20 protein-coding genes are annotated in these 26,273 nt (G+C 72.4%); 9 read left to right on the plus strand and 11 right to left on the minus strand.

Features of this window, described 5'->3' with window-relative positions; translation table 11 throughout:
- Positions 1–207: 207 nt before the first annotated feature.
- Genes ABH925_RS29995 through ABH925_RS30005 form a run of 3 tightly spaced genes read left to right on the plus strand, consistent with a single transcriptional unit; the run spans position 208 to position 3,694 of the window.
- Positions 208–1,884 carry an FAD-dependent oxidoreductase gene (locus tag ABH925_RS29995; RefSeq protein WP_370152963.1) on the plus strand — a complete coding sequence of 559 codons (1,677 nt, stop codon included), beginning with the start codon at positions 208–210 and terminating at the stop codon, positions 1,882–1,884.
- Positions 1,881–3,341: an ATP-binding protein gene (locus ABH925_RS30000; protein WP_370152965.1), complete on the plus strand. Its 1,461-nt coding sequence runs from the start codon at positions 1,881–1,883 to the stop codon at positions 3,339–3,341. Before ABH925_RS29995 ends, ABH925_RS30000 begins: the two co-directional genes overlap by 4 nt.
- Complete coding sequence (locus ABH925_RS30005) at positions 3,338–3,694, plus strand: UBP-type zinc finger domain-containing protein (protein WP_370152967.1); 357 nt, start codon at positions 3,338–3,340, stop codon at positions 3,692–3,694. Before ABH925_RS30000 ends, ABH925_RS30005 begins: the two co-directional genes overlap by 4 nt.
- 115 nt (positions 3,695–3,809) lie before the next feature.
- Here ABH925_RS30005 and ABH925_RS30010 read toward each other — a convergent pair whose 3' ends face one another.
- The 3 genes from ABH925_RS30010 to ABH925_RS30020 form a co-directional block, all read right to left on the minus strand.
- Positions 3,810–4,103: a WhiB family transcriptional regulator gene (locus ABH925_RS30010; RefSeq protein ID WP_370152969.1), complete on the minus strand. Its 294-nt coding sequence runs from the start codon at positions 4,101–4,103 to the stop codon at positions 3,810–3,812.
- Positions 4,104–4,167: 64 nt separating this feature from the next.
- Positions 4,168–4,818 (minus strand): FMN reductase, encoded by a 651-nt coding sequence (locus tag ABH925_RS30015; protein ID WP_370152971.1) that lies wholly within the window; start codon positions 4,816–4,818, stop codon positions 4,168–4,170.
- Positions 4,819–4,841: 23 nt separating this feature from the next.
- Positions 4,842–5,963 carry an LLM class flavin-dependent oxidoreductase gene (locus ABH925_RS30020; RefSeq protein WP_370152972.1) on the minus strand — a complete coding sequence of 374 codons (1,122 nt, stop codon included), beginning with the start codon at positions 5,961–5,963 and terminating at the stop codon, positions 4,842–4,844.
- A 257-nt stretch (positions 5,964–6,220) separates the two neighbouring features.
- Between ABH925_RS30020 and ABH925_RS30025 the strand changes: the two genes are divergently transcribed.
- The 6 genes from ABH925_RS30025 (at position 6,221) to ABH925_RS30050 (ending at position 13,773) form a co-directional block, all read left to right on the plus strand.
- The gene (locus ABH925_RS30025) at positions 6,221–6,883 is read left to right on the plus strand and encodes a hydrolase (RefSeq protein WP_370152974.1); all 663 of its coding nucleotides are present in this window, start codon (positions 6,221–6,223) and stop codon (positions 6,881–6,883) included.
- Positions 6,884–6,930: 47 nt separating this feature from the next.
- Positions 6,931–7,413, plus strand: a complete 483-nt coding sequence (locus tag ABH925_RS30030) for a DoxX family protein (RefSeq protein WP_370152976.1) — start codon at positions 6,931–6,933, stop codon at positions 7,411–7,413.
- Positions 7,414–7,562: 149 nt separating this feature from the next.
- Entirely contained in the window at positions 7,563–8,933 is a 1,371-nt protein-coding gene (locus tag ABH925_RS30035) for a cytochrome ubiquinol oxidase subunit I (protein WP_370152978.1), read from the plus strand.
- Positions 8,926–10,194 (plus strand): cytochrome d ubiquinol oxidase subunit II, encoded by a 1,269-nt coding sequence (locus ABH925_RS30040; protein WP_370152980.1) that lies wholly within the window; start codon positions 8,926–8,928, stop codon positions 10,192–10,194. The genes ABH925_RS30035 and ABH925_RS30040 overlap by 8 nt, the downstream gene beginning before the upstream one ends.
- Positions 10,195–10,261: 67 nt before the next feature.
- Positions 10,262–12,151 (plus strand): ABC transporter ATP-binding protein/permease, encoded by a 1,890-nt coding sequence (locus tag ABH925_RS30045; protein WP_370152981.1) that lies wholly within the window; start codon positions 10,262–10,264, stop codon positions 12,149–12,151.
- Entirely contained in the window at positions 12,148–13,773 is a 1,626-nt protein-coding gene (locus ABH925_RS30050; RefSeq protein WP_370152983.1) for an ATP-binding cassette domain-containing protein, read from the plus strand. The genes ABH925_RS30045 and ABH925_RS30050 overlap by 4 nt, the downstream gene beginning before the upstream one ends.
- Positions 13,774–13,814: 41 nt before the next feature.
- On the opposite strand, the gene ABH925_RS30055 is transcribed toward ABH925_RS30050, so the two are convergent.
- The 8 genes from ABH925_RS30055 to ABH925_RS30090 form a co-directional block, all read right to left on the minus strand.
- A complete protein-coding gene (locus tag ABH925_RS30055; RefSeq protein ID WP_370152985.1) occupies positions 13,815–16,643 on the minus strand; it encodes an AAA family ATPase in 2,829 nt (942 codons plus the stop codon).
- A gap of 238 nt (positions 16,644–16,881) precedes the next feature.
- The gene (locus ABH925_RS30060; RefSeq protein ID WP_370152988.1) at positions 16,882–17,853 is read right to left on the minus strand and encodes an alpha/beta hydrolase; all 972 of its coding nucleotides are present in this window, start codon (positions 17,851–17,853) and stop codon (positions 16,882–16,884) included.
- Between the two features lie 137 nt (positions 17,854–17,990).
- Positions 17,991–19,088: an alpha/beta hydrolase fold domain-containing protein gene (locus tag ABH925_RS30065; protein ID WP_370152990.1), complete on the minus strand. Its 1,098-nt coding sequence runs from the start codon at positions 19,086–19,088 to the stop codon at positions 17,991–17,993.
- 177 nt (positions 19,089–19,265) lie between these two features.
- A complete protein-coding gene (locus ABH925_RS30070; RefSeq protein WP_370152992.1) occupies positions 19,266–20,261 on the minus strand; it encodes an alpha/beta hydrolase in 996 nt (331 codons plus the stop codon).
- A gap of 61 nt (positions 20,262–20,322) precedes the next feature.
- Entirely contained in the window at positions 20,323–23,145 is a 2,823-nt protein-coding gene (locus tag ABH925_RS30075) for a helix-turn-helix transcriptional regulator (protein WP_370152994.1), read from the minus strand.
- Positions 23,146–23,266: 121 nt separating this feature from the next.
- Positions 23,267–24,082: a carbohydrate ABC transporter permease gene (locus ABH925_RS30080; RefSeq protein ID WP_370152996.1), complete on the minus strand. Its 816-nt coding sequence runs from the start codon at positions 24,080–24,082 to the stop codon at positions 23,267–23,269.
- A 10-nt stretch (positions 24,083–24,092) separates the two neighbouring features.
- Positions 24,093–25,016 carry a carbohydrate ABC transporter permease gene (locus ABH925_RS30085; protein WP_370152998.1) on the minus strand — a complete coding sequence of 308 codons (924 nt, stop codon included), beginning with the start codon at positions 25,014–25,016 and terminating at the stop codon, positions 24,093–24,095.
- Positions 24,988–26,250 (minus strand): extracellular solute-binding protein, encoded by a 1,263-nt coding sequence (locus ABH925_RS30090; RefSeq protein WP_370153000.1) that lies wholly within the window; start codon positions 26,248–26,250, stop codon positions 24,988–24,990. Before ABH925_RS30090 ends, ABH925_RS30085 begins: the two co-directional genes overlap by 29 nt.
- Positions 26,251–26,273: the final 23 nt, after the last annotated feature.

Genomic DNA, 26,273 nt, shown 5'->3' on the forward strand with positions numbered 1-26,273 from the left:
CGGTCGGGGACCGGTGGGTGGCCGGATGACCGCGCACGCACTGTTCTGTTCCGGCAGCGCACCGTGGTGCCGAATCAGCGGGCCGCTCCCCTGATCGACGAGCACAATGGACGGCGGGCGCCCGTCACGCACGGCCCGCCGAGCAGTCCCGAACGAGTCCCGCAGTCCTGAATCCCGCAGTCCTGAACGAGTCCCAGGTGGAGAGACATGGCAGAGCCGAGCGAGACCGTGCGGACCGTCATTCTGACCGTGGACGACGATCCCGCGGTGTCCCGCTCCGTCGCCCGGGACCTGCGCCGGCGCTACGGTGACGCGTACCGCGTCGTCCGTGCCGAATCCGGCGAGTCGGCGCTGGACGCCCTGCGCGAGCTGAAGCTGCGGGGCTCCCCGGTCGCGGTGATCCTGGCCGACTACCGGATGCCGCAGATGGACGGCATCGAGTTCCTGGAGCAGGCCATCGACCTGTTCCCGGGCGCGCGGCGGGTCCTGCTCACCGCCTACGCCGACACCGATGCCGCGATCGACGCCATCAACGTCGTCGACCTGGACCACTACCTGCTCAAGCCGTGGGAGCCGCCGGAGGAGAAGCTCTACCCGGTCCTCGACGACCTGCTGGAGTCCTGGCGGGCCACCGACGGCCGGGAGGCGGGCACCACCAAGGTCGTCGGCCACCGCTGGTCGGCGCGCTCCTCCGAGATCCGGGAGTTCCTGGCCCGGAACCAGGTGCCCTACCGCTGGTACTCCTCCGACGAGCCGGAGGGCCGCAGGCTGCTCTCGGCCGCCGGGCAGGACGGGCTTCGGCTGCCGCTGGTGGTCACCCCCGACGGAACGGCGCTGGTCGAGCCGGAGGAGCGGGAGCTGGCCACCCGGGTGGGCCTCTCGACGACCCCGGCGGCCGACTTCTACGACCTCGTCATCGTCGGCGGCGGACCCGCGGGCCTGGGCGCGGCCGTGTACGGGGCCTCCGAGGGGCTGCGGACGGTGCTGGTGGAGCGCTCGGCGACCGGGGGCCAGGCGGGCCAGAGCTCACGGATCGAGAACTACCTCGGCTTTCCCGACGGAGTCTCCGGAGCGCAGCTCACCGGCCGGGCCCGCCGGCAGGCGGCGAAGTTCGGCGCCGAGATGCTGACGACGCGCCAGGTCACCGCCCTGGAGGTGAACGGCGCGGCGCGCACCCTGCGGTTCGCGGACGGTTCCACCGTCTCCGCGCACAGCGTGATCCTGGCGACCGGCGTGTCGTACCGGCAGCTGGACGTGCCCGGCGCCGCCGAACTGACCGGGCGCGGGCTGTACTACGGCTCGGCGCTGACCGAGGCCCCCGGCTGCCAGGGCCAGGACGTGTACGTCGTGGGCGGGGCGAACTCCGCCGGCCAGGCCGCCATGTTCCTGGCCAGGGGCGCCAGGTCGGTCACCCTGCTGGTGCGCGGGCCCTCGGTGGCCGCCTCGATGTCGCACTACCTGCTGCAGCGCGTCGAGGACGCCCCCACCGTCTCGGTCCGTACCGACACGGTCGTGGCGGCCGTCCACGGGAAGGAGCATCTGGAGGGGCTGACCCTGCGCGACACCGTGAGCGGGAAGACCGAGGAGGTCGACGCCCAGTGGATGTTCGTGTTCATCGGCGCGGCCCCGATGACCGACTGGCTGGACGGCACGGTGACCAGGGACGCGCACGGCTTCATCCCGACCGGCCCCGACCTGACCGCCGACGGCCGCCCGCCGGCCGGATGGGCCCTGGACCGGCCGCCGTACCACCTGGAGACCAACGTCCCCGGGGTGTTCGTGGCGGGGGACGCACGCGCCGAGTCCGCCAAAAGGGTCGCCTCCGCGGTCGGCGAGGGCGCCATGGCCGTCATGCTGGTACACCGCTATCTGGAGCAGTCATGACCGGCGGCCCGGTTCGGTGCGAGGAGCAGGAGCTGCGTTCCCTGTTCCTGTTCGAGAAGCTGGATTCCGACCAGCTCGCGCGACTGTGCCGCGACGGCCGGGTGTACCGGTTCGACCCCGGCACGGTCTACCGGGAGGGCGATCCGGCCGCGTGCCTGTTCGTCCTCCTGGAGGGGACGGTGGTTCTCTCGCGCCGGGTCGGAGGCCAGGAGGTCGACGTCAACCGGACCTCCGCCCGCGGGGTGTACGCCGGGGCCTTCCAGGCGTACCTGGGCGACCAGGTGCCGCAGGTGTACAACAACTCGATGCGGATCACCGAGCCCTCACGGTTCTTCGTCCTCCCCGCGGACACGTTCGCCGAGATCATGCGCGAGTGGTTCCCCATGGCCGTGCATCTGCTGGAGGGGCTGTTCTTCGGTACCAAGAACACCCAGGAGGCGATCGGCCAGCGCGAGCGACTGCTGGCTCTCGGGTCGCTGACCGCCGGGCTCACCCACGAGCTCAACAACCCCGCCGCCGCCGCGGCGCGGGCGGCCTCGGCCCTCAGGGAGCGGGTCGCCGGGATGCACCGCGGGCTCGGCGAGATCGCGGCCGACCCCCACCAGCGCGCCGGCCTGGAGCAGCTGACCGATCTCCGCGCGAGCGCCGCCGACAGCATCTCCCAGCCCCCGGCGCTCACCCCGCTGCAGGCCGCGGACCACGAGGACGCCGTCGTCGACTGGCTCGATGAGCACGACATCGACGACGGATGGCAGCTCGCGCCGGCCTTCGTCCAGGCCGGTCTCGGAACCGACTGGCTGGACCGGATCGCCCGGGCCCTGCCCGCGGACGTGCTGGGCCCGGCCGTGCACTGGCTCAACTGCACCGTCGAGACCGAACTGCTGATGAACGAGATCGAGGACGCGACCGGCCGCGTCTCCGCCCTGGTCAACGCGGCCAAACAGTACGCGCAGCTCGACCGCGCACCGCACCGCAGAGCCGACGTCCACGAGCTGCTCGACAGCACGCTGGTGATGCTCGCTCAGAAGATCGGCCCGCGCATCCGCGTCGTCAAGGACTACGACCGCACGCTGCCCCCGATCCCGTGCTACCCCGGCGAGCTCAACCAGGTGTGGACCAACCTCATCGACAACGCCGTCTCCGCCCTCCATGGTTCGGACGCGGACGGCACCCTGACCGTACGCACCGCACGGGACGGCGACCGCGTGCTGGTCGAGATCGGTGACACCGGACCCGGAATCCCTCCCGAGATCCGCGACCGCGTCTTCGACCCGTTCTTCACCACCAAACCCGTCGGTGAGGGCACCGGGCTGGGCCTGGACATCTCCTGGCGCATCGTCGTCAACCGGCACGGCGGCGACCTGAGAGTCGAGTCCGTGCCCGGCGACACCCGCTTCCAGGTACGCCTTCCACTGACCGCAACCAACCCCGACACCCCACAGGAGCAGCAGTCATGACCCCAGAGAACGCGATCGACCCCACAGTCCCGCCCAGCGGTACCGGCTGCGTCGAGTGCGACGCCGCCGGGGGATGGTGGCTGCATCTGCGCCGCTGCGCACTGTGCGGCCACATCGGCTGCTGCGACGACTCGCCCTCGAAGCACGCCACCGCTCATGCGAAGGCCACCGGACATCCGGTGATCCGCAGCTTCGAACCGGGAGAGGTGTGGTTCTGGAACTACGACACCTCGGAGATGTACGAGTCGGGGCCGCGACTGGCGCCGCCGGAGAGCCACCCCGACCAGCAGCCGGTGCCGGGCCCGGCCGGACGGGTGCCCGCCGACTGGCTCGACCAGTTGGGCGCCCGGTAGGCCCGCAACCCACCTTCGTGCCAGCCCCGTTGGACGGCGATCCGGGCGGGCCGCATCGTGCGGCCCGCCCGGATCGCCGTGGGTCCCGTGCCCCGAGGCCGGCTCCGACATGTGCTCAGCCTGCGAGGGTGACGGCCCGCGACAGTCGGGTGATCTCCTCGCGTTCGGACTCGGTCAGCCCACCCCACACGCCGTGCTGTTCTCCGAGCGCCAGGGCGAACTGTCGGCACTGCGCGCGGACCGGGCAGCCCAGGCACACGGCGCGAGCGCCGGCCTCACGGCCTCGCCGCTGGGCGCCGCGCTCGCCGGTGGGGGAGTAGAAGACGGAAATGTCCATGCCGCGGCACGCGGCCTCGCGCTGCCAGTCCCACAGGTCGGCGATCGGCCTCGGCGCTGTTCGTGCTCTCATCCTTGCTTCTCCGTTCTGTTCCGGGATCGGGCCGCCCGGGGAATCCTGTGCGGGTGATGGTGCGTCAGTGTGGCTTCAGGGCTGCGAGTTGTTGCTCGAAAGGGACCACCTCCAGTTGCCCCGCGGCCGGGTGGCTGCCGTCCGCGCGGGTGGCGCCTGCCGGGGTGGCGCCCATGAGCGCGGCCAGCTCCGCGCCCGCCCGCTCGATGCGCAGGTCCAGCTCCTCGCTGCCGGCATCCCCGGCCGAGCCCCAGTCCTGCGAGGCGGCGTAGACGGCGGTGGGGACGACCACCGCGCGCAGATACGCGAACAGCGGGCGCAGGGCGTGTTCCAGGACGAGCGAGTGGCGCGGGGTCCCGCCGGTGGCCGCGATCAGCACCGGCATGTCCTGGAGCGTGTCCTGGTCCAGCACGTCGAAGAACGACTTGAACAGGCCGCTGTAGGAGGCGGCGAAGACGGGCGTGACCACGATCAGGCCGTCCGCCCGGGCGACCGCGGTGACGGTCTGGCGCAGGGTGCTGCCGGGGAATCCGGTCACCAGGTTGTCGGCGATCTCCCTGGCGTGTTCGCGGAGCTCCACCACCTCGACCGAGAAGGAATGCTGATGATCGGTCAGGTGGGTGGACGTGGCATGGGTGAGCCGGTCCGCGAGCAGGCGGGTGGACGAGGGCACGCTGAGGCCGGCGGTGACGACGACCAGGTTCAGGGGCTGCATCGGTTCTCCTCTGTGGTTCGGCGTCAGGAACTCTGCGGCGTCGCGGATTCGGCGAGTCGAACGACGCTCTGCGCCTCCCGTTCGGCGAGCAGCGACGCGTGGGTGGGCGCGTCCGGGACCTCGGCGGGGCGGCCGATGGCGAACTCCCGGCGCAGCACCGGGACGACCTCCTCGCCGAGGATGTCGAGCTGCTCCAGGACGGTCTTCAGCGGGAGCCCGGCGTGGTCCATGAGGAAGAGCTGGCGCTGGTAGTCGCCGGCGTACTCGCGGAAGCTCAGGGTCTTCTCGATGACCTGCTGCGGGCTGCCGACGGTCAGCGGGGTCTCGGCGCTGAACTCCTCCAGCGAGGGACCGTGTCCGTAGACCGGGGCGTTGTCGAAGTAGGGGCGGAACTCGCGCACCGCGTCCTGGGAGTTGGCGCGCATGAAGACCTGGCCGCCGAGGCCGACGATGGCCTGTTCCGGGGTGCCGTGGCCGTGGTGGGCGAAGCGCCTGCGGTAGAGCTGGACCATCTTCTGGGTGTGCTCCTTGGGCCAGAAGATGTTGTTGTGGAAGAAGCCGTCGCCGTAGTAGGCGGCCTGTTCGGCGATCTCCGGGCTGCGGATCGAGCCGTGCCAGACGAACGGGGGGATGTCGTCCAGCGGGCGCGGGGTGGCGGTGAACTCCTGCAGCGGGGTGCGGAACTTGCCGGCGAAGTTGACCACCTCCTCGCGCCAGAGCTTGTGCAGCAGGGCGTAGTTCTCCACCGCGAGCGGGATGCCCTGGCGGATGTCCTTGCCGAACCAGGGGTAGACCGGGCCGGTGTTGCCGCGTCCCATGACCAGGTCGACCCGGCCGTCGGCGAGGTGCTGCAGCATCGCGTAGTCCTCGGCGATCTTCACCGGGTCGTTGGTGGTGATCAGCGTGGTTGCGGTGGAGAGGATCAGGCGCTCGGTGCGGGCGGCGATCCAGCCGAGCATGGTGGTCGGCGAGGAGGGGACGAAGGGCGGGTTGTGGTGCTCGCCGGTGGCGAAGACGTCCAGCCCGACCTCCTCCGCCTTCAGGGCGATGGTGGTCATGGCCTTGAGGCGCTCGTGCTCGGAGACCGCGAGGCCGGTGATCGGATCCGCGGTGAGATCACCCACGGTGAAGATGCCGAACTGCATAGGGGGGCCTTTCCGGCGTGCTGGAAGGTACGGGCGTCAGGTCCCGGACGCTACAGAGGGGCGTCGCGCAGCGGTGTCGTGCCAGCGCACAGGTCCTTGCTCCTCCATGCACCGGGGTGGAGTGCAGTGTGGGAACGGCCCTGGGCGCGCAGGGAGAAGAAACGTCCGGGGGGTGCCGTCTAGCGTCGTGGACGTGACGGAGCGTAGGTGGCTCCGTCCGGCCCAACTCCCTGATGCACCCTCAAGAAGGAACAGTCATGGTCGACTTCGCCGACGTGCACGCCGCCCCCAGCTCCGATCTGCTGACGCCCGAGAACTCGATGATGCTGTTCGTCGATCACCAGCCGCAGATGTTCTTCGGCACCGCCAGTGGCGACCGCACCGCGATCATCAACGCCACGGTCGGCCTGGCCAGGACCGCCACCGTCTTCGACGTGCCGGTGGTGCTGTCCACGGTGGCCGCCGAGTCCTTCTCCGGACCGATCCTGCCGCAGCTGAAGGCGGTCTTTCCGGACCACCAGGTCATCGACCGGACCACCATGAACGCCTGGGAGCATCCGGCCCTGGTCGAGGCGGTCAAGGCCACCGGCCGCAGCAAGATCATACTTTCCGGTCTGTGGACCGAGGTCTGCCTGGTGCTGCCGGCCCTGTCCGCGCTGGGACAGGGCTACGAGGTGTACGTGGTCGCGGACGCCTCCGGCGGCGTCACCCCGTCGGCGCACGAGCACGCCCTGCAGCGGATGACCGCGGCCGGCGCCGTGCCGGTGACCTGGATCCAGGTGCTGCTGGAGCTGCAGCGCGACTGGGCCCGCGCCGAGACCTACCTGCCGGTCATGGACGTGGTCAAGGAGCACGGCGGCGCCTACGGCCTGGGCGTGGTCTACGCCCAGACCATGATCAGCGAGCACGCGGCCGGCTGAACCGGTAGCTGAACCGGTAACCACCGCTCCGAGAACGGGAGTTCACCATGAACGCAGGTCTTCTCCTGCTCCGGCTCGTCGTCGGCCTGCTGGTCGCCGGGCACGGTGTCCAGAAGGTCAGCTTCCACCTGGGCGGCCGGGGACTGGCCGGCGGCACCGAGGAGTTCCGCGGGGACGGCTTCCGCGGCGGGATGCTCACCGCGCTCACCGCGGGTGGCAGCCAGATCGGGTCGGGGCTGCTGCTCGCCCTCGGCCTGCTCACCCCGCTGTCGGCGGCCGGGACGATGGGCGTGATGTGCGTCGCGCTCACCGTCAAGTGGCCGCACGGTCTGTGGGTGCAGAACGACGGCTTCGAGTACCCCTTCGTACTGATCACCAGCGGCGCCGTACTGTCCGCCACCGGTCCCGGGCGCTGGTCCCTGGACGCCGCGCTGGGGCTGCTGCCCTGGCCCTCCTGGTGGCTGCCGGCCGCCGTGGTGGCCGGCGTCGGCGGCGGGCTCGCCACCCGCCTGGCCCTGCACCGGCGCTGAACCGGCCGCCGACGGAACCCCCTCCGCCGGCCGCCGACACCCCTTCGCGTGCTCCGGCACGCCGCGTACCGCTCGGGCCCCGACCCGTCCCCCCGTCGGGGCCCGAGCCCTTCCGCCCGTCACCCGCCCCCTTCGCCCGGGAGTCCCCCATGGCTTCGCCGGCCGCCATCGAGCTGTCCCGCTGGCAGTTCGCCATCACCGCGATCTTCCACATGTCCTTCCCCGCCCTGACCGTCGGGCTGTCCGTGCTGCTGGCCGTCGTCTACACGGCGTACGTGCGCACCGGAAACCCCCTGTACCTGCAGATCTTCCGCTTCTGGAAGAAGATCTTCGCGGTCGGCTTCGGTCTCGGAGTCGTCGCGGGAACCGTGATGACCTTCGAGTTCGGACTCAACTGGGGCGTCTACGCCCATGCGGTGGGCCCGGTCATCGGGGTCACCATCGGGATGGAGGTGATCACCGCCTTCTTCCTGGAGGCCGGGTTCATCGGCGTCATGCTGTACGGCGACGGCCGGGTCCGCCCGCGCACCATGGCCCTGGCGAGCTGGATGGTCGCCTTCGGCACCCTGCTCTCCACCACCTGGATCCTGTCCGCCAACAGCTGGATGCAGGACCCGGTCGGCTACACCGAGGTCGCCGGTCAGTTCCACGCCACCGACTGGTGGCAGGTGCTGCTGAACCCCGCCTTCGCCTACCGCTTCCCGCACATGCTGCTGGCGGTCCTGATCAGCGCGAGCTGGTTCGTCGGCGGGATCTCCGCCTGGTACCTGGTCAAGCAGCGCGTCTTCGCGCTGCCCTTCGCCCGGCGCTGCCTGTCCATCGCCCTGGGCGTGCTCGCCGTCCTGATGCCGGTCCAGCTCTACCTGGGCGACGAGACCGCGATCTTCATGGCCCAGCACCAGCCGGCCAAACTGGAGGCCTTCGAGGGCAACTGGAAGACCGACAACAACGGCTACAACCTCGTCGTCGTCCCGGACCCCGGCAACGGCCGCGACAGCCTGCGGATCGAGATCCCGCACCTGGGCGCGGTGATCGGCCACGACCTCACCGGCCAGGCCCACGTGCCCGGCCTGCTGAACACCCCGCCCGACCAGCGCCCCAACATGTGGAGCGCCTTTTACGGCTTCCGGGCCATGTACCTCACCGCCCTGGCCATGTTCGCCACCGCCTTCGCCGGGCTGGTACTGCGGCTGCGCGGACGCCTGTTCACCTCCCGGCGCTTTCTGCGCTGGATGGTCTGGATGACCCCGGCCGGCATCCTCGCCATCACCGGCGGCTGGATCACCGCCGAGACCGGCCGCCAACCCTGGGTGGTCTACGGAAAGTTGCGCACCTCCGACGCGCTGTCCCACCTGTCCACGGCCGAGGCCGCGTTCAGCCTGATCGGCTTCGTCGCCCTCTACGCCACGCTGCTGGCGATCTGGGCCCGCTACATCGTCCGCACGGTCAAAGCCGGCCCCGAGGCGCTCGCGGGCGCCACCGGGACTCCGGCCCTCGCATCGGAGGCCCCCGTTGCTTGAGTACGCGAGCTACGCCCTGGTCCTGCTCTCGCTGGCCATGTACGTCGTCCTGGACGGCTACGACCTCGGTGTCGGCATGCTGAGCCTGTTCGCCGCCGGCGAGCGCCGCCGCGAGTACAGCGAGCTGATCGCCACGGCCTGGGACGCCAACGAGAGCTGGATCGTCCTGGCCGGCGTCGCCATGTGGGCCGCACTGCCGGGCCTGTACGCCACCGTCCTGCCCGGCGTCTATCTGCCGCTGATCGTCATGCTGTTCTCGATCATCCTGCGCGGCATGGGACTTGAGTTCCAGAGCGCGGCGCCGGGCTACCGGCGGGGCTGGGCGCTGCTGTTCGGCGCGGCGTCGGTCACGGCGACGGTCTGCCAGGGCCTGGTGGTCGGTGCGGTGCTCTCCGGGCTGCGCCAGACGCGCGGCGTGTTCCACGGCGGCGCGTTCGACTGGCTCACCCCCTACAGCGTGCTGTGCGCGCTCGGCCTGGTGGTGCTCTACCTGCTCGCCGGTGCCGCCTGGCTGCAGCTCAAGTCCGAGGGGGAGACCCGGGACCGGGCTGCCCGCGCCGGTCGGCCCCTGCTCGCCGGCACGGTCGCGGCCGCACTGATCCTGGCCTTCGGTCTTGAGGTGGCCGACCCCCAGCGGTTCCGCTTCGACGAACCCCTCCGGGCCACGCTGTTCTGGCTGGCCGTGGCGGCCGCCGCGGCGGCGGGGGCGTACGCCTGGCACGGCTTCGGGCGCCGGCCGGACTGGCGGCCGTTCGCCGCAGTCGTGGCCGCCGAGGTCCTCGGGCTGCTCGCGCTGGTCGCGGCAACCGTGCCGGTGCTGGTGCCACCGGGGCTGACGGTGCATCAAGCATCGAGTCCGCACGGTTCCCAGCTCTTCCTGGTGCTCGGGGTGGGCCTGTGCATGCCGGTGGTGTTCGGCTACAACGCCTACGCCTGGTGGGCGTTCCGGGGCAAGTTCAGGCAGCCGGTCGAGCCGCCGCTGCCGCCGGTGTCCCGCTCCCTGGCGGTCGCGCCGGAGCCCGCACCCGTACCGGACGGTGGCATCCTGGCCGTGACGGTCCGCCGGATCCTGCTCACCGTCCTGGGGATCGCCCTCGCCGCCGTGTCGCAGGACGTCTTCGGTGGCGTGGCCACCTGGATCGACCCGCTGGGCATCGCCCTGCTCTGTGCGGTGGCACTGGCCGCGTGGATCCACGGCGACCGGCGTGACCGGCGCGACGGCGCGTTCGACCTGCCGACCGACCAGGCGGCGGGCCGGTGACGGCACGTCGCCTGGTCGCGGGGTATGCCTGGCATGCGGGGCGCCAGGCGGTTCGTGGGGTGACCGGGTGAGTACCTCCACAGCTCTGCTCTCCCAGCTCGCGGACGACCGGACGTCCGACGGCGACGCGCAGGGCGGACCCGACCGGCTGCGTGCCTGGGCGGCCCTCGGACGCGCGGACCTGCGCCGCGCCGGCACACTGCGCGGGCTGGCGCAGCTCGGCACCGTCCTGTGGGCCGCAGGCCTCGCCTGGGCCGCCGAACGGGGGCTCGCCGCCCAGCACTCGCAGGCCGCCACCGTCACCGCGGTCCTCCCGGCGGCCGGGCTCGTGGCAACCGGGCTGGCGCTGCGCGCCGCCCTGCTCTCCGCCGGTGACTCCGCGGCGGCTCGCGGCGCCCGCACCGTGCGAGAGGAACTGCAACGCCGGCTGCTGCAGGCGGCGCTGCCGTCCCGAGGCGCGCTGCGCATTCGGCGAGGGCTGTCTACCGGAGCAGGGCTGCCTACCGGGCAAGGGCCGCCTACCGGGGTGGAGCTGCCCACCGGGCAAGGGCTGCCCAGTCGGGGTGGCTTGCCCATCCGGGGGGAAGCCGGCACCGAGCTGAGCGACGCCGCTGTGGCCGAGGCGGCCGACGGCGAGATCGCCCGCCTCACGGACTGGCTCACCGGCTACGTCCCGGCCCGCACCACCATGCTGCTCGGCAGCTCCCTGGTGCTGGCCGCGATCGCCTGCCGAAGCTGGTTCGTCGCCCTGATGCTGCTGGCGGCCACCCCGCTGCTGCCGGCGAACCTGAAGGTCATCGGCCTGGGCACGCAGGCGGCCGTGCACGCCCAGCTCACCGCTGTGCGGCAGCACAGCGCCCGGCTGCTGGACCAGCTCCGCGGACTGCCCACCCTGGTCGGTCTCGGCGCCCACCAGCAGGCGGCACGCGCACTGCGCGAGGACGACGAGGAACTCGCCCGGCGTACCCAGACCGTACTGCGGGTCGCGTTCCTCTCCACCGCCTGGATCGAGCTGCTGATCACCGGCACCCTCGCCGTGGTGGCCACCTACTGCGGCCTGGTCCTGCTCGACTATCTGCACCTGCCCGGAGTGCCCGGGCGGATGAGCCTGGGCACCGCGCTGTTCGTGCTCACCCTCACCCCCGCCTACTTCGCCCCGGCCCGGGACCTGGCCCGTGGCTACCACGCCCGCGCCCAGGCGGCGGCAGCGGCGGAACTGATCGCCCAGGCACTGGGACCCGAGAACCCCGGCACCACTGCCGCAGCCCCCGAGGACTCGGCCGGACCTTCCCCGGTCTCAGGTACCGGAGCCCCCGGGCTGCGCCCGGACCGGGTCACCGTCCGCTACCCGCACCGCGAGGCGCCGGCCCTGGACGAGGTCGGCCTCGTCCTGGCGGCCGGCCAGGTCCTGGCGGTCACCGGCCCCAGCGGCGCCGGCAAGTCCACCCTGCTCGCGATCGTCGCCGGACTGCTGGAACCCGACTCCGGCCGCTGCGCCCTCATCCGGGACGACGGGCCGCAGGCCGCGACGCCCACGCTGGTGTCCTGGGTCGGCCAGCCCGCGCACCTGCTCCCCGGCACCGTACGCGACAACCTGCTCCTGGCCCGCCACGACGCGACCGACGAGGACCTGCTGGCCGCCGCCGCCGAGCTCGGCTTCCAGGACCTGCTGGCCGCTCTCCCGCAGGGCCTGGACACGCCGCTGGGCGAGCGGGGCCTGGGACTGTCCTCCGGCCAGTCCCAGCAGTTGGTGCTGATCCGCGCACTGCTGCGGGACGCGCCCCTGCTGTGCCTGGACGAGCCGACCGCCCATCTGGACCCGCAGGCCGAACAGCGCGTCGTCGCGGCGCTGCGCACCCTCGTCCGGGACCGCACCGTCCTGCTGGCCACCCACAGCCCCGCCCTGCTCCCGCTGGCGGACCAGATCCGAACCCTGGACCGGGGGAAACTGCGATGAATCCCTGGCGTCTGCTCCGGAGCTCCGTCCGCCGCCGCGACCTGGCCGCCGGTGTCGCGCTGGCCGCCGGGGCGGAACTCAGCGCCGCCGCGCTGCTCGGCATCTCCGGCTGGTTCCTGACAGCCTGTGCCCTGGTCACCCTGCAGGCCAACACCACCTGGTCGTGGATGTACCCCTCCGGCGCGGTCCGGGCGCTGGCGCTGATGCGCACCGGCCTGCGCTACCTCGAACGGCTGGTCAGCCATCGCACCCTGCTGACCGCCACGGTCGACCTGCGCTCCCGCCTGGTGCGTGGCGCGGCCGCGCTCACCCCGCGCGAGCTGCGCGGCGAACGCGACGGCGCGCTGCTCAGCCGGCTCACCACCGACGTGGAGGCCGTCGGCGCACTGCCCGCGCAGGTGGTCGCGCCACTCGCCGCCCACCTGGTGACGACCGCCGTCGTCGAGATCCTGCTGCTGCGCGCGAGCCTCCCGCTCGGGCTGGCCGAATTCGCCGTGCTGGCCGCCGGCGTGGGCTGCGCCGTGGGCGCGCATCGGCGTGCCGAGCGCCGACTCGCCGCGGCCGCCCGGGCCCGCTCGCTGGCGCGGGCCGAACTGCTCGGCGCCCGTGGCGCATTCGCGGAGCTGCGCTGTCTGGACGCCGTCCCCCGGGCACGCCGGTCAGTGGCCTCGGCCCTCGGGCGCGCCGAGGACGCCGAACAGGCCGCCGCACGGACGGAGCGTCACGGCCGCCTGTCGATGCGGCTGATCGCCGCCGTCGGCCAGGGCGCCGCACTCGTCCTGGCCCTGCAGTTCGGCGGCACGCCCCAGCCCGTGGCCGTCGCCGTCGGCGAACTCCTGCTGCTCGCGGCGGGGTGGGAGCTGCTGGAGGGCCTGCCGCAGCTCCTGCAGCACCTGGCGCGGGCCACCGACGCCGCCGGACGCCTCGCCGCCCTCGCCCGGGAGGCCCGGCCCGGAACCCCCGTGGCATGGGGGCCGCTGCAGGTGGCCGACCTTCCGGTCGGCAACGGTGCGCACCGGCTGTCACTGACCGTACGGGCCCCGGAGCTGGTGCTGGTCACTGGCCCCAACGGCAGCGGAAAGAGCACCCTGCTCGGCCAGTTGGCGGGCCGGCTGCCGGTCCCGCCCGGCAGCGTGCGGCTTGGCACCAGGCCGGTGCACGCGCTGGCGTCCGGCGCGGTGGCGGAGGTGCTCACCCTGGTCGAGGCCGACGACTGGCTCGCCGACGCCGGCGTGTCCGCGAACCTGCGCCAGGCCGCCCCGGACGCCGACACGGCCGTCCTGCGTGCCGCGCTGGCCGTGGTCGGCCTCGACGCCCTGTCCCTGGACGCACCGGTCGGCCCCGGTGGCGGCGCCCTGTCCCAAGGACAGCGACGACGCCTGGCCATCGCCCGCGCGGTGCTGCGCCAACCCCCCGTGCTGCTCCTGGACGAGCCCACGGCCGGCCTGGACCGCCCGACCGCCACCGCCCTGCTGCACGGCCTGCGCCGCGCGCTGCCCGACTCCGCGCTGGTCATCGCCCTGCAGGAGCAGGAACTCGACCTTCTCCCCTGGCCCGCCGATGCGACGGTGCGGGTCGGCACGGCAGCGGAGTATCGCGAACGCGCCGCAGCGGGCGGGTGAGGGAGGCCGGGTGACGGACGGTCAGGCGACGGCGGAATCGGTCACAGGTCGTCGAAGAAGTCGCGCAGCTGGTGGCGACTGCTGACCCCGAGCTTCGGATACACCTTGTAGAGGTGCGCGCCGATGGTGCGGGGGGACACCAGCAGCTGCTCGGCGATCTCCCGGTTGCGCAGGCCCTGCGCCGCCAGGCGGACGATCCGCCGCTCGTGCGCGGTCAGCTCGGACAGCGGATCGGCGGCGGTGGGCGCGGACCCGGATCCGGGAGTGGACCCGGGCGCGGAGCCGGGCGTCGAGGTGGCGAAGCCGGCCGCCCGGAGTTCACCCCGCGCCTCCTCCAGCAGGCCGACGGCGCCGAGTCGGGTGAACGTGTCCATCGCCGGAAGCAGTAGCTCCCGGGCCTCGGAGGGCCGTCGGCGGCGGCGAAGCCACTGGGCGTAGTGCAGTCGGGCCTGGGCCCGGGCCAGTGGCCACTGTTCGGCCGCGGGGTTCACCACGGCCGACCGGAAGTGCTGTTCGGCGTCGGCGGGACTGCCGGTCAGGGCGGTGGCGTGGTGCAGCAGCAGCGTCATCCGGGTGGTCGGTTGCGGACCCGTCGCCTCGCGCACCGCCGCGAGGACGGTCGCGGCCTCCTGCTGCCGGCCCGTTCGTTGCGCGAGGGCGGCCAGGTCGGCGATCGACCGGTGCGACAGGAAGTAGTGCAGCGGTGCGGCCGCGTCGTCGAACAGCTGCCGGAAGTGGCGGTAGCCGCTGTCGTAGTCGCCCGAGGCCGCGGCCGCCGTGCCCGCGGCCCGCAGCAGGGCGGCGTGCGTGGCCCGGTTCTCCTCCAGGCCGACAGCGGTCCACGAGGGATCGGCCGTCTCGCCGCCGTCGGCGTGGCCTCCGCGCAGGGCGTGCAGCAGCATCCGCAGAGCGTCCACGGCGACCTCGAGGTGGGTCAGCTTGTGGACCGCGGCGAGCGTCCACATCTCGCTCAGCAGTTCGTCGGCCTCGGCCCACCGTCCGGTGTCGATCAGCGTCAGGGCCATCGGCGCGAGCGCGTTCGCCCCGGTGCCCATCGCCCCGTACGCCCGCAGCAGGGCGAAGGTCTGCCGGAAGGCGTCGACGCACAGGTCCGACTCGTCGGCGTAGAACGCGATCGCGCCGACGACCTGGAGCCGGGCCACCTCCGCTCCGCCGGGCAGCGGATCCAGCAGCGACGGCTGCCGGGTCGGGCTCAGCAGGGCGGGCGCGTTGGCGACCGGGTCGATCCCGGCTACGACCCCCGCCCGGACCGCGTCGACCGCCTCGGTGGGCAGCAGCGGGGTGTGGGCGGGCGCCATGCCCTCGATCACGCCAGGCTCGATCACGACGTGGTCGAGCATCGCCGGGACCGCACGCCGGATCTCCGGCAGCCCGGACTGATATCCGAGCGTGTGGACGATCGCGGCCACCGCGAGCATGGTCCTGCCGTCCTTCGGCGGCGCGTCCACCGCGCCCTTCAGCACCTGGAACGCCTCCCGCTGACGGCCGAAGAAGGACAGCGCCATGGCCACCCCGCACGCCGACGCGCAGAGCAGTTCAGGGTCCTCGGTGAGCGCCGCGACCTTGCCGTACAGATCGCGGACCCAGGACGGGTCGCCCGCGTTGATCGCGGCCCGGATGGCGTTGGCGTAGCGGCGTGCCCGGTCTGCATCGGCGGGGCTGACCTCGGCGGCGCGCTCCAGCGCACGGGCTGCCGCGTAGAGACCACCGCGCCGTTCGACGATGCCCGCGGTGTCCTCCAGGGCCGCGGCGACGGACTCGTCCCGGCCCGGGCATGCCTCGGCCAGGTGCCAGGCCCGGCGTGCGGGGTCCTCCTCCAGGGCTGCGGCGAGATCGGCGTGTGCCTGCTGCCGGAGGTGCGCCGGGGCGCCCTGGTAGGCGGCCGCGCGTACCAGCGGGTGGCGGAACCCGACCCGGCCGGCGGTGATGGTGATCAGGCCGGCGTCCTCGGCGGGCCCCCAGGCCGCGAGGTCGGTGCCGGTTGCGGCGGCGGCCGTCAGGGTGGTCAGGTCGGTGTGGTCCGAGGCCGCGGCCGCGTACAGGACCAGTCGCTGGGTGACCGGGGGCAGGGCGCGCAGCCGGGCGGCGAACATCTCCTGAATCCGCAGTGCCTGCGGCATTCCGCCGCCGGGGAGCCCGGAGAAGGAGTCCTCGACGGCGGCACGGGACAGTTCGATGATGGCCAGCGGATTGCCGTCGGCCTGCTCCAGCAGGTCGATCCGGGCCCGGCCGGCGGGGGTCCGGGGCTGAGCCTTCAGGAGGCGCGCGGCGGACCGGCCGTCCAGCGGCCCCAGGGTCAGCACCGGCAGACCTGCGGCGATGCCGTCCGGTGGCGTCAGTCCGCGGGCGGCGAGCAGCGTGGCTATCGGTTCGGTGGCGAAGCGGCGCAGGACGAAGCTGATGACGTCGCGGGAGTCGCGGTCGAACAGCTGGGTGTCGTCGAGGACCAGCAGCAGCGGCTCGTGCCGTGAGACGTCGGCCAGCAGGGTGAGGACCGCGACGCGCAGCAGCAGGGAGTCGGCCGGCGTGGTGGCGGGGGTCATGCCGAAGGCCGTCTCCAGGGCTTCGCGCAGATGCGCCGGCAGGTCGGCGATGGTGGGCAGCAGCGGGAGCAGCAGCTGGTGCAGGGCGGCGAAGGACTGCTCCTGCTCGCCCTCACAGCCCTGGGACGTCAGGACCCTGGTGCCGGTCCCGCGTGCGTGCCCGGCTGCCAGGGCCAGCAGCGCGGACTTGCCGGTACCGGCCTCACCGAGCAGCAGCAGCGTCTGCGGGGCACGGCGGCCCGCCTCGACCACACCCAGGACCCGTTCGGTCTCCGCCTCCCGGCCGATCAGGGTCCGTTCGTCCATGGTGCGTCTCCCTGCTCCCAGCGCGGCACTCGTCGGCTGTCGATCCCGGACAGCGGGACGGTTGGACCGATTCTGCCAGCACGGACAAGAGTGCAGGTCGGCGGCCTGCTGTGCACAACGGGACGGCGTGTTGACGGCGTGTCGGCGGCGGGAGGCCGGGCGGACGCCGAGGGCGCCCCCCGCCGGCTTCGCCGGTGCGGGAGGCGCCCATGGTGACGCGCGCCGGCCGATGTGTCCGTCAGGGGTGGAGGACGTCGTGCAGGAACTCACCGCCCTGCCGGGTGGCGGCCAGGGCGGCCTGGGTCTCGCGCATCGCGTTGACCATGACGAAGTCGTGGATGATGCCCTCGTAGCGCACGGCCGTGGTCGGGACGCCCGCCGCGCGCAGCTTCGCCGCGTAGGCCTCGCCCTCGTCGCGCAGCACGTCGGCCTCGCCCACGATGACCAGCGCCGGCGGCAGGCCGGTCAGCTGCTCCAGGCTCGCCCGCAGCGGGGAGGCGGTGATCTGCGCGCGCTCCTCGGGGTCGGTGGTGTACTGGTCCCAGAACCAGTGCATGCCCTCGCGGCTGAGGAAGTAGCCCTCGGCGAACTGCTGGTACGAGCCGGTGTCGAACGAGGCGTCGGTGACCGGGTAGAACAGCAGCTGCCCGGCCAGGGCGGGGCCGCCGCGCTGCTTGGCCATCAGGGTGATGGCCGCGGTCATGTTGCCGCCGACCGAGTCACCCGCGACCGCGATGCGGCCGGCGTCCAGCCCCTCCTCGGCTCCGTGCTCGGCGATCCACAGCAGGGTGGCGTAGATCTCCTCGATCGCGGTGGGGTACTTCGCCTCCGGCGAGAGGCTGTAGCTGACGAACACCGTCGCCGCCTGCGCCCGCACCGTGAGCTCCCGGACCAGCCGGTCGTGGGTGTGGGCGTTGCCGAACACCCAGCCCGCGCCGTGGGTGTACAGCACGACCGGGAGGGGGCCGCTGCTGCCGACCGGGGTGAGGATCCGGATGGAGACGCTGCCGGACGGGCCGACGGGGATGACCAGGTCCTTCACGTCGGCGTCGGGCACCGGAACGTCACCGTCCTGGACGCCGTCGACGGCCTTGCGGCCCTCGACCGGGCCCAGGTCGTAGAGGAACGGCGGCTTGCTGGTCGCGTCCGCGAAGGCCTGGGCGGCCGTTTCGAGGACGGGCTTGATCTCCGACATCTTGATCTCCGACATCATGCTCCTTGACGAGTTTTCCTATGAGCTTCGGACCGGGCCGTACGCACTCGGCCCGGTTCCACGATCGTTTGTCCGCGGCCGGGCCGCATCAGTCGGTTGACTGACGGCTTCGCACCCGGCGGGAGTCGCCGGGTTCAGGAGTTGCTGTGCAGGACGCCGGAGAGGAAGCCGTCGGCCTGGACCACGGCGGCCTGGGCCGCGTTGGTGTCGGCGAGCGCGTTGAGCATGACGAAGTCGTGGATGACGCCCTCATAGCGCACGGCGGTGACGTCGTCGCCGGCCGCACGGAGCTTGGCGGCGTAGGCCTCGCCCTCGTCCCGCAGCACATCGGCTTCGTCGGTGATGACCAGGGCCTTCGGCAGGCCCTTGAGCTGGGTGAGACTCGCGCGCAGCGGCGAGGCGAGGATCTGGTCGCGGGTCTGGAGGTTGGGCGCGTAGGCGTTCCAGAACCACTGCATCGCCTTGCGGGTGAGCCACGGCCCGTCGGCGAACTGCTGGTAGGAGGGCGTGTTGAAGCTCGCGTCGGTGACGGGGTAGAAGAGCACCTGTCCGGCCAGGTGCGGACCGTGGCGCTCCTTGTCCATCAGGGTGATCGCCGCGGTCATGTTGCCGCCGACGCTGTCGCCGGCGACGGCGATCCGCGAGCCGTCGACATTGATCTCGCTGCCGTGCTGAGCCACCCAGGTGGTCGCCGCGTAGGCCTGCTCGATGGCGGTCGGGAAGCGGGCCTCGGGCGAGGGGGTGTAGTCGACGAAGATCACTGCGGCGTGTGCGCCGTTCGCGATCTCGCGGACCAGCCGGTCGTGGGTACTCTCGTCGCCGAGGACCCAGCCGCCCCCGTGGATGTACATCACCACGGGAAGCCTGCCGGTCGCACCCTTGGGGCGCACGATCCGGACCGTCACCTTGCCGGTGGGGCCGACCGGCAGGGTGCGGTGCGAGATGTCGGCGGGCAGCAGTGCGACCGGCCCGGCCTGGACGCCGTCCAGGGCCTTGCGGGCGGCGGCGTACGACAGCGTGTAGATCGGCGGGTTCTTGGCCGCCGCGTCGGCGAAGACCTGGGCGTCGTGCTCCAGGACCACCGGGCTCTGCGGGGCGGGGCGCGCGGCGGAGTCCGCCGGCGAGGAGGGGGCCGCGAGTGCGTCGACGGTCACGGCGGCGCCGAGTGTGACCGCGATGGCGGCGGTGACAGCTGTCCGGCCGGTGAGGCGTCGGACACGGTCTGTGGGCATGCGCGTGGACATGGAGGTCTCCAGGATCGGGGGAAGAGGCGCCGTGCCAGGAGGGAGTGCGTGGGGCAGGCTCCCGGCGGAGCGCTCTGACCTCAACGTACGAGCGGACCGGTCATCGACGACGCCCGAGAGGGCACATGCCCTGCTCCCAGGACGCACACGTTCAGGCGGACACGTTCAGCGCCGTTCGGTCAGGGCGTGCCTGAGGAAGCTGCCGCCCTGCCGGACGGCCGCCAGGGTCGGTGGGCTGTCCCGCATCGGGTTCAGTGACGCGAAGTCATGGACGGTACCGAGGTACCGGACCGCGGTCACGGCCACGCCCGCCTGCCGCAGCAGGCGGGCGTACTGTTCGGCCTCGTCCCGGACGACGTCGGCCTCCGCCGAGACGACCATCGCAGGCGGGAGGCCGGCCAGGTCCGTCGGGGTGGCCCGCAGCGGCGCGGCGGTGGGTTCGGCGAGCTGGTGCTCGTCGTCGAGGTACTGCTGCCAGTACCAGTCGAGGGCGTCACGGGTCAGCAGGTAGCCGGACGCGAACTGCTCCCGCGACTCCGCCTCGTGGTACGGATCGGTCATCGGGTAGTACAGCAGCTGGGCGCGGATGCGCGGACCGCCGCGCTGTTTGGCCATCATGGTGAGGGCGGTCGCCATGGTCGCGCCGGCGCAGTCGCCGGCCACCGCGAGTCTGCGGCCGTTCAGCTCCAGGCTTCCGGCCTGCTCGATCAGCCAGGTCAGCACCGCGTAGCACTCCTCGAGAGCCACCGGATACCGGGCCTCGGGCGTGCGGGTGTACTCCGGGACCACGAACACCGCGCCGCTGGCGGTGGCGAGTTCGGAGATCAGCCGGGTGTGGGTGTGCGCGTCGCCCAGCATCCAGCGACCGCCGTGCAGATAGAGCACGACGGGCAGGGGACCGGTCTGTGCGGCCGGGCGGAAGGTCCAGAAGCCGACGAGTCCGGACGGTCCGACGGGCGCGGCCAGGAAGTCGACCTCAAGGCCGAAGTCGTCCAGCGTCAGGCCCTGCGTCTCGCGCAGCACCTGGCGGCCGTCGAACGGGCCGAGCTGGTGCAGGTACGGGGGCGCGGCCGAAGCGTCGACGAACCGTTGGACGACCGGGTCGAGAACCACGGCAGGCCGATGCGGGCCGCGTCCGTCCCCATCCGGTACCAGTCCCATGGCCTCACCTCGCGTTGATCGTAGCAATCCGGTGATCGACGCCCGAGGCCCGGTGACTCGCTCACAGATCGTCGAAGAACTCACGCAGTTGCTGGCGTCTGCTCACACCGAGTTTGGGATACACGTGGTACAGGTGCGAGCCGATCGTGCGGGGGGACACCATCAACTGCTCGGCGATCTCCCGGTTGCGCAGGCCCCGCGCTGCCAGCCGGACGATCCGCCGCTCGTGGGCGGTCAGCTCGGACAGCGGGTCGGGCGTGGCCGGCGCGGTGGCGACACCGGTCGCCCGCAGCTCGCACCGCGTCTCCTCGGCCAGGCCCGCGGCGCCGAGCCGGGTGAACGTCTCCAGTGCCGTGGCCAGCAGTTCCCGGGCCTCGGAGGGCCGTCGGCGGCGGCGAAGCCACTGGGCGTAGTGCAGTCGGGCCTGGGCCCGGGCCAGTGGCCACTGTTCGGCCGCGGGGTTCACCACGGCCAGCCGGAAGTGCTGTTCGGCGTCGGCGGGACTGCCGGTCAGGGCGGTGGCGTGGTGCAGCAGCAGCGTCATCCGGGTGGTCGGTTGCGGACCCGTCGCCTCGCGCACCGCCGCGAGGACGGTCGCGGCCTCCTGCTGCCGGCCCGTTCGTTGCGCGAGGGCGGCGAGGTCGGCGATCGACCGGTGCGACAGGAAGTAGTGCAGCGGTGCGCCCTGGTCGTCGAACAGCTGGCGGAAGTGCCGGTAAGCGCCGTCCAGGTCGCCCGTGGCGGCGGCAGCGGTACCCGCCGCGCGGAGCAGCCGGGCGTGCGTGGCCCGGTTCTCCTCCAGGTTCACCGCCGTCCAGTCGAGGTCCGTCGACACGCCGTCAGGCGCGTGCCCGCGCAGGGCCCGCAGCGTCACCCGCAACGCCGCCGCGTCGGCCTCGACCTGTCGCATCGTGTGGACGACCGCGAGGGTTCCCGCCTCCTCCAGGTACTGGTCGGCCTCGGCCCACCGTCCGGTGTCGATGAGTGCCGAGACCATCGCCGCGAACGAGGCTGCCCCGATGGCGATGGATCCGTAGGCGCGGAGCATGGTGAACGCCTGCCGCAGGGAGTCGACGCACAGGTCGGACTCGTCGGCCCACCAGGCGATCGCACCGACCACGTGCACCCGGGTCATCTCCGCGGCTCCGGTGACCGGCGTCAGCAGGCCGGGCCGTCGGGTCCGGCTCAGCAGGGCCGGAGCGTGCTCGGCGGGATCGGCGACGGCCACGGTCAGGGCCCGCATCGCCTCGCGGGCCCCGACCGCCGCCAGTTCCGGGTACGTCGAACCGGCCTCCGCGACCTGCGCGGCGTCGATCCGGTCCAGAACGGCCGCCATGGCCGCCCTGACCTCGGGCAGTCCCGACTGGGACGCCACCGCGCTCAGCGGTCCGGCCAGGGCGAGGGCGGTCCCGCCGGCCGGCGGCGGGTCCAGCTCCAGGGCCGCGGTCAGCACCCGGAACGCCTCCCGTTGCCGTCCGCCGAGCGACAGTGACATGCCGACACCGCAGGCGGCCATGCCGATCGCGTCAGGGTCCAGGGTCAGCGCCGTGACGTGGGTGTACAGCTCGCGCACCCAGGAGGTGTCACCCGCGTTGCTCGCTGCTCTGATCGCCTTGGCGTAGCGGCGTGCCCGGTCCGCCCGGTCCGGGCTGCACTCGGCGGAGCGCTCCAGTGCGCGTGCCGCCGCGTAGTAGCCGCTGCGCAGTTCGACCAGGTCCGCGGTGTCCTCCAGGGCCGCGGCGACGGACTCGTCGCGGCCCGGGCATGCCTCGGCCAGGTGCCAGGCCCGGCGTGCGGGGTCCTCCTCCAGGGCTGCGGCGAGATCGGCGTGTGCCTGCTGCCGGAGGTGCGTCGGGGCGCTCTGGTAGGCGGCCGCGCGTACCAGCGGGTGGCGGAACCCGACCCGGCCGGTGGTGATGGTGATCAGGCCGGCGTCCTCGGCGGGCCCCCAGGCCGCGAGGTCGGCTGCGGCTCCGGCGGCGGCCGTCAGGGTGGTCAGGTCGGTGTGGTCCGAGGCTGCGGCCGCGTACAGGACCAGTCGCTGGGTGACCGGGGGCAGGGCGCGCAGCCGGGCGGCGAACATCTCCTGGATCCGCAGCGTCTGCGGCAGGCCCTCGGGCAACCGGGGGGAGACACCCGCTCGGGTGGTGCGGCACAGCTCGATGATGGCCAGCGGATTGCCGTCGGCCAGCTCCAGTGCGACCGTCCGGGCCCGGCCGGACGGAGCCTGGTGCTGCGCGTCCAGGAGACGGGCCGCGGCCTGGGGGGTCAGCGGCGCCAGGGGCAGGGAGGGCAGATCCGCGACGATGCCGTCGGGGGTGGTCCAGCCACGGGCGGCGAGCAGCACCGTCACCGGCTCGTCCGCGAAGCGCCGCAGCACGAAGCTGAGGACGTCGCGGGAGTCGCGGTCGAAGAGTTGCACGTCGTCGGCGACCAGCAGCAGCGGCCGGTGCCGGGAGGCGTCGGCCAGCAGGGTGAGCACCGCGACGCGCAGCACCATCGGGTCGGCCGGCCTGGTGGCGGGGGTCATGCCGAAGGCGGTCTCCAGGGCTTCGCGCAGATGCGTCGGCAGGTCGGCGAGGTGGGAGCAGAGGGGGAGCAGCAGTTGGTGGAGGGAGGCGAAGGAATGTTCCCGCTCGCCTTCGCAGCCCCGGGACGTCAGCACTCCGGTGCCCATCCCGCGCGCGTGCTCGGTCGCGAGGCCGAGCAGCGCGGACTTGCCGGTGCCGGCCTCGCCGAGCACCAGCAGCGCCTGGGGGGCACGGCGGCCCGCCCGGACCACGCCGAGGATCCGATCGGTCTCCGTCTCCCGGCCGATCAGGGCCGCCGGCCGGGGGTTCCCCGCGGGCCGGCCGGGTTCCGGTCTCGATGAATCCAGCGACATGGTCTCCCCATTCAGCAGATGTGCCTTCGCACCACCGTGCCAGCGGGCCTGGATCGACACATCGCGTGAATCCGCTAGATCAGGGGTGCGGAACGGGGCCGGGGGAGACGGGGACCGGCGCTCACTGGACGGACCCGCTGGTGGTGCCGGCGGCGACATACCGCTGAGCGACGACGAGCAGTACAGCCGCTGGCAGGGAGGCCAGGACGGCGGTGGCCATGACGGCGTTCCACTGGTGTGTCTGAGCGCCGATGTACTGGTAGATGCCCAGGGTGACGGGCCGTACGGTCTCCGTGGTGGTCAGGGTGAGGGCGAAGAGGAAGTCGCTCCAGGTGAACAGGAAGGTGAAGAGGGCGGCGGTGATCAGTGCGTTCGCGCTCATCGGGAGCACCACGGCCCGGAAGACGCGCAGTCTCCCGGCTCCGTCCACGCGCGCGGCCTCGGTGATCTCCCGGGGAATGCCCTGCATGAACGATCGCAGCACGATGATCGCGAAGGGCACCCCCGCGGTGGAGTCGGCGAGGATCAGTCCGAGGTAGGAGTTCAGGAGTCCCAGGTCGTTGTAGGCGCTGTAGAGCGCGTTGGCGACGACGATGCCCGGCACCATCTGGGTGAGCAGGATGCCGAACAGCACGAGGCCGGTTCCCCGGATGCGGAACTGCGCCAGCGCGTAGGCCGCCGGGGCGGCGAGCCCGAGGCTGAGCGCAACGCTGCCGAGGGCCACGACGAGGCTGGTGACGAGGTTGCCTCCTTGATCGCGCAGGGCGCTGAGGTAACCGCTGACGTCCGGATGGCGGGGGAACCAGCCGCCCTGCAGTGGGTTGCCCGTCGGCTGGAGCGAGGCGTTCACCATCCAGTAGACCGGAAAGAGCATCAGCGCGAGCAGGATGATTCCGACGACCGTGGACAGCCGGCCACGCCGGGGTGCGCGCTTCACGGATCGCCTCTCAGGCGTTCTGGGCGCGACGGTTGACGCGCAGATAGACGAGGGCGAAGCCGATCGAGATGACGAGGAGAACGTTGCTCATCGCGGCACCGCGCCCGAATTCGAACTGCTGGAACGACAGTGTGTAGGACTGGGTGGCGATGGTCTCCGTGGCGTCGGCCGGTCCTCCGCCGGTCACGACGAGGATGATGTCCAGCACCTTGACCGTGTAGACCGCGCCCAGCACCAGCACGACGGTGGCCACGGGCCGCAGCAGTGGCCAGGTGATATGGCGGAACATGGTCACCGGTCCGGCGCCGTCCAGCTTCGCCGCCTCGTACAGATGGGTCGGGATGTCCTGGAGTCCGCCGTACAGGATCGTGGTGGTGAAGGGGATTCCGACCCAGATGTTGATCAGGGTCACCGACAGGAGTGCCGGTGAGGTGCCGGTGAGCCAGGGCACCCCGGACGGCAGCAGGTGGAGGTCGCGCAGCACGGCGTTGACGACGCCGGTGTCGCCGTCGAGCATCCACCGCCACGTCGTTCCGGAGGCGACCAGTGGCAGCAGCCACGGCAGCAGGAGGAGCGACCGCAGCACCCGGCCGAGCGGGAAGCTGCGCTGGAAGAAGAGGGCGATGGCCAGGCCGAGCACGAACTGCCCGACGATCGAGCCGACGGTGAACAGCACCGTGGTCAGCAGGGCCCTGGAGAACAGGTCCGACGACAGGATCGTCGAGTAGTTCCGCAGCCCCACGAACGGCGCGGCACCGGTGTAGAACGTCGTGATCGTGTACTGCTGGAAGCTCATCACGACGTTCTTGACGATCGGGTAGCCGAAGAACAGCAGCAGGTACAGCGCGGCGGGCGCGATGAACAGCCACTGGGCGAGCGACTCCCGGAAGCGTGCCCGGGCCAGGTCAGGGACTGGTCGCGATCTGCTGCGCATGCGTGAGTGCTTCCTCCGGCGTCTGCTCGCCCGTCAGCGCGGACTGGATCGCGGTGTAGATGCCGGTCGCCGCCTGGGGCCACCTGACGCCGAGTTCGCCGGTACGGGCCCGGGCCGCTTCGACGCTCTGGACGAAGGCGGCCATCGAGGGGACCTGCTCGGCGTACCGGGAGGCCACCGCGGAGCGGGAGGGCACGGTGAAGTGCTCCCTGGCCAGGGCGAGCATGGTCGTGGAGTCGTTCAGGCAGGCGAGGACCTTTGCGGCCTTCTCCTGCCGGGCCCTGGAAGCGCTCTGCGGGACCGTCCACACCTCACCGCCGAGCGGTGTGACCGGGGTCTGCCCCGCCTGCGGGACCGGGATCGGGGCCACCCCCCAGTGCAGGCCCTTCGCCTCGTTCAGGTCGGAGATCCGCCAGGGGCCGTTGACCATCATGGCCGTCCTGCCGGCGACGAACTGATCGCTGACGTCGGACTGGGTCCAGTTCAGCACCGACGCCGACATGGATCCGCTCTTCACCAGGTCGACCCAGAGCTGGAGCGCCTGCGCTGCCTGCGGGGTGGCCAACGCCTTCTCGTCCCCGCCGTTGGACCACAGGAAGGGCAGGAACTGCCAGGTGCCCTCGAAGGTGGCGTTCGCGTCGACCGCCATGCCGTAACGCCCCGGGCGGGTCAGCCGGGCCGCCGCGGTTTTCAGTTCCGCCCAGGTCCTCGGCACGGCGACACCGGCCCTGGCGAGCATGTCCTTGTTGTAGAAGAGGGCGATCGTGTTGACGTCGGGCGCCAGCCCGTACAGCTTCCCGTCGTAGGTGCTCGCCGACAGGATGCCCCTGGCGAAGCCGCTGGAGTCGATGCCGTACCGGTCCAGCGGGGTCAGCGCACCGGTCTGCGCGATCTGCTGCAGGTCGGGGTTGTCCAGCATCAGCAGGTCGGGAAGGGTCCGCGACGACGCCTGCTGAAGGACCCTGGGGATGAGCGAAGCCCCCGGCACACTGGTCTGCTCGACCGTGACGCCGACGGTCCTGCCGCAGGCGGCCAGCGACGCGCCCCACTGGGCGTGTTCGGTGGTGTCGGTGTAGTAGTCGAGTGCGGTGATGGAGGTGACCGTGCCGGTGGCGGATCCGGCACCGGTTTCGCCACCGCCACCGCACCCGGTGGCCACCAGCGCCAGGGTGAGGATTCCGGCCCCCAGCCGGGCGGCGCCGCGCCGCGCCGGCGGTCTGGTTGGTCTGATCATGGTGGTGCCCTTACCGCGCGTCG

Source organism: Streptacidiphilus sp. EB129 (genome assembly GCF_041262645.1).
Taxonomy (GTDB): domain Bacteria; phylum Actinomycetota; class Actinomycetes; order Streptomycetales; family Streptomycetaceae; genus Streptacidiphilus.

Bases quoted from the DNA above. Each gene is read 5' to 3' on its own strand.
- ABH925_RS30050 (WP_370152983.1), top strand. From the start codon at position 12,148: ATGAATCCCTGGCGTCTGCTCCGGAGCTCCGTCCGCCGCCGCGACCTG.
- ABH925_RS30020 (WP_370152972.1), bottom strand. From the start codon at position 5,963: ATGCAGTTCGGCATCTTCACCGTGGGTGATCTCACCGCGGATCCGATC.
- ABH925_RS30070 (WP_370152992.1), bottom strand. From the start codon at position 20,261: ATGGGACTGGTACCGGATGGGGACGGACGCGGCCCGCATCGGCCTGCC.
- ABH925_RS30085 (WP_370152998.1), bottom strand. From the start codon at position 25,016: ATGCGCAGCAGATCGCGACCAGTCCCTGACCTGGCCCGGGCACGCTTC.
- ABH925_RS30060 (WP_370152988.1), bottom strand. From the start codon at position 17,853: ATGTCGGAGATCAAGATGTCGGAGATCAAGCCCGTCCTCGAAACGGCC.
- ABH925_RS30000 (WP_370152965.1), top strand. From the start codon at position 1,881: ATGACCGGCGGCCCGGTTCGGTGCGAGGAGCAGGAGCTGCGTTCCCTG.
- ABH925_RS30035 (WP_370152978.1), top strand. From the start codon at position 7,563: ATGGCTTCGCCGGCCGCCATCGAGCTGTCCCGCTGGCAGTTCGCCATC.
- ABH925_RS30055 (WP_370152985.1), bottom strand. From the start codon at position 16,643: ATGGACGAACGGACCCTGATCGGCCGGGAGGCGGAGACCGAACGGGTC.
- ABH925_RS30015 (WP_370152971.1), bottom strand. From the start codon at position 4,818: ATGCAGCCCCTGAACCTGGTCGTCGTCACCGCCGGCCTCAGCGTGCCC.
- ABH925_RS30075 (WP_370152994.1), bottom strand. From the start codon at position 23,145: ATGTCGCTGGATTCATCGAGACCGGAACCCGGCCGGCCCGCGGGGAAC.
- ABH925_RS30005 (WP_370152967.1), top strand. From the start codon at position 3,338: ATGACCCCAGAGAACGCGATCGACCCCACAGTCCCGCCCAGCGGTACC.
- ABH925_RS30010 (WP_370152969.1), bottom strand. From the start codon at position 4,103: ATGAGAGCACGAACAGCGCCGAGGCCGATCGCCGACCTGTGGGACTGG.
- ABH925_RS29995 (WP_370152963.1), top strand. From the start codon at position 208: ATGGCAGAGCCGAGCGAGACCGTGCGGACCGTCATTCTGACCGTGGAC.
- ABH925_RS30065 (WP_370152990.1), bottom strand. From the start codon at position 19,088: ATGCCCACAGACCGTGTCCGACGCCTCACCGGCCGGACAGCTGTCACC.
- ABH925_RS30025 (WP_370152974.1), top strand. From the start codon at position 6,221: ATGGTCGACTTCGCCGACGTGCACGCCGCCCCCAGCTCCGATCTGCTG.
- ABH925_RS30090 (WP_370153000.1), bottom strand. From the start codon at position 26,250: ATGATCAGACCAACCAGACCGCCGGCGCGGCGCGGCGCCGCCCGGCTG.
- ABH925_RS30030 (WP_370152976.1), top strand. From the start codon at position 6,931: ATGAACGCAGGTCTTCTCCTGCTCCGGCTCGTCGTCGGCCTGCTGGTC.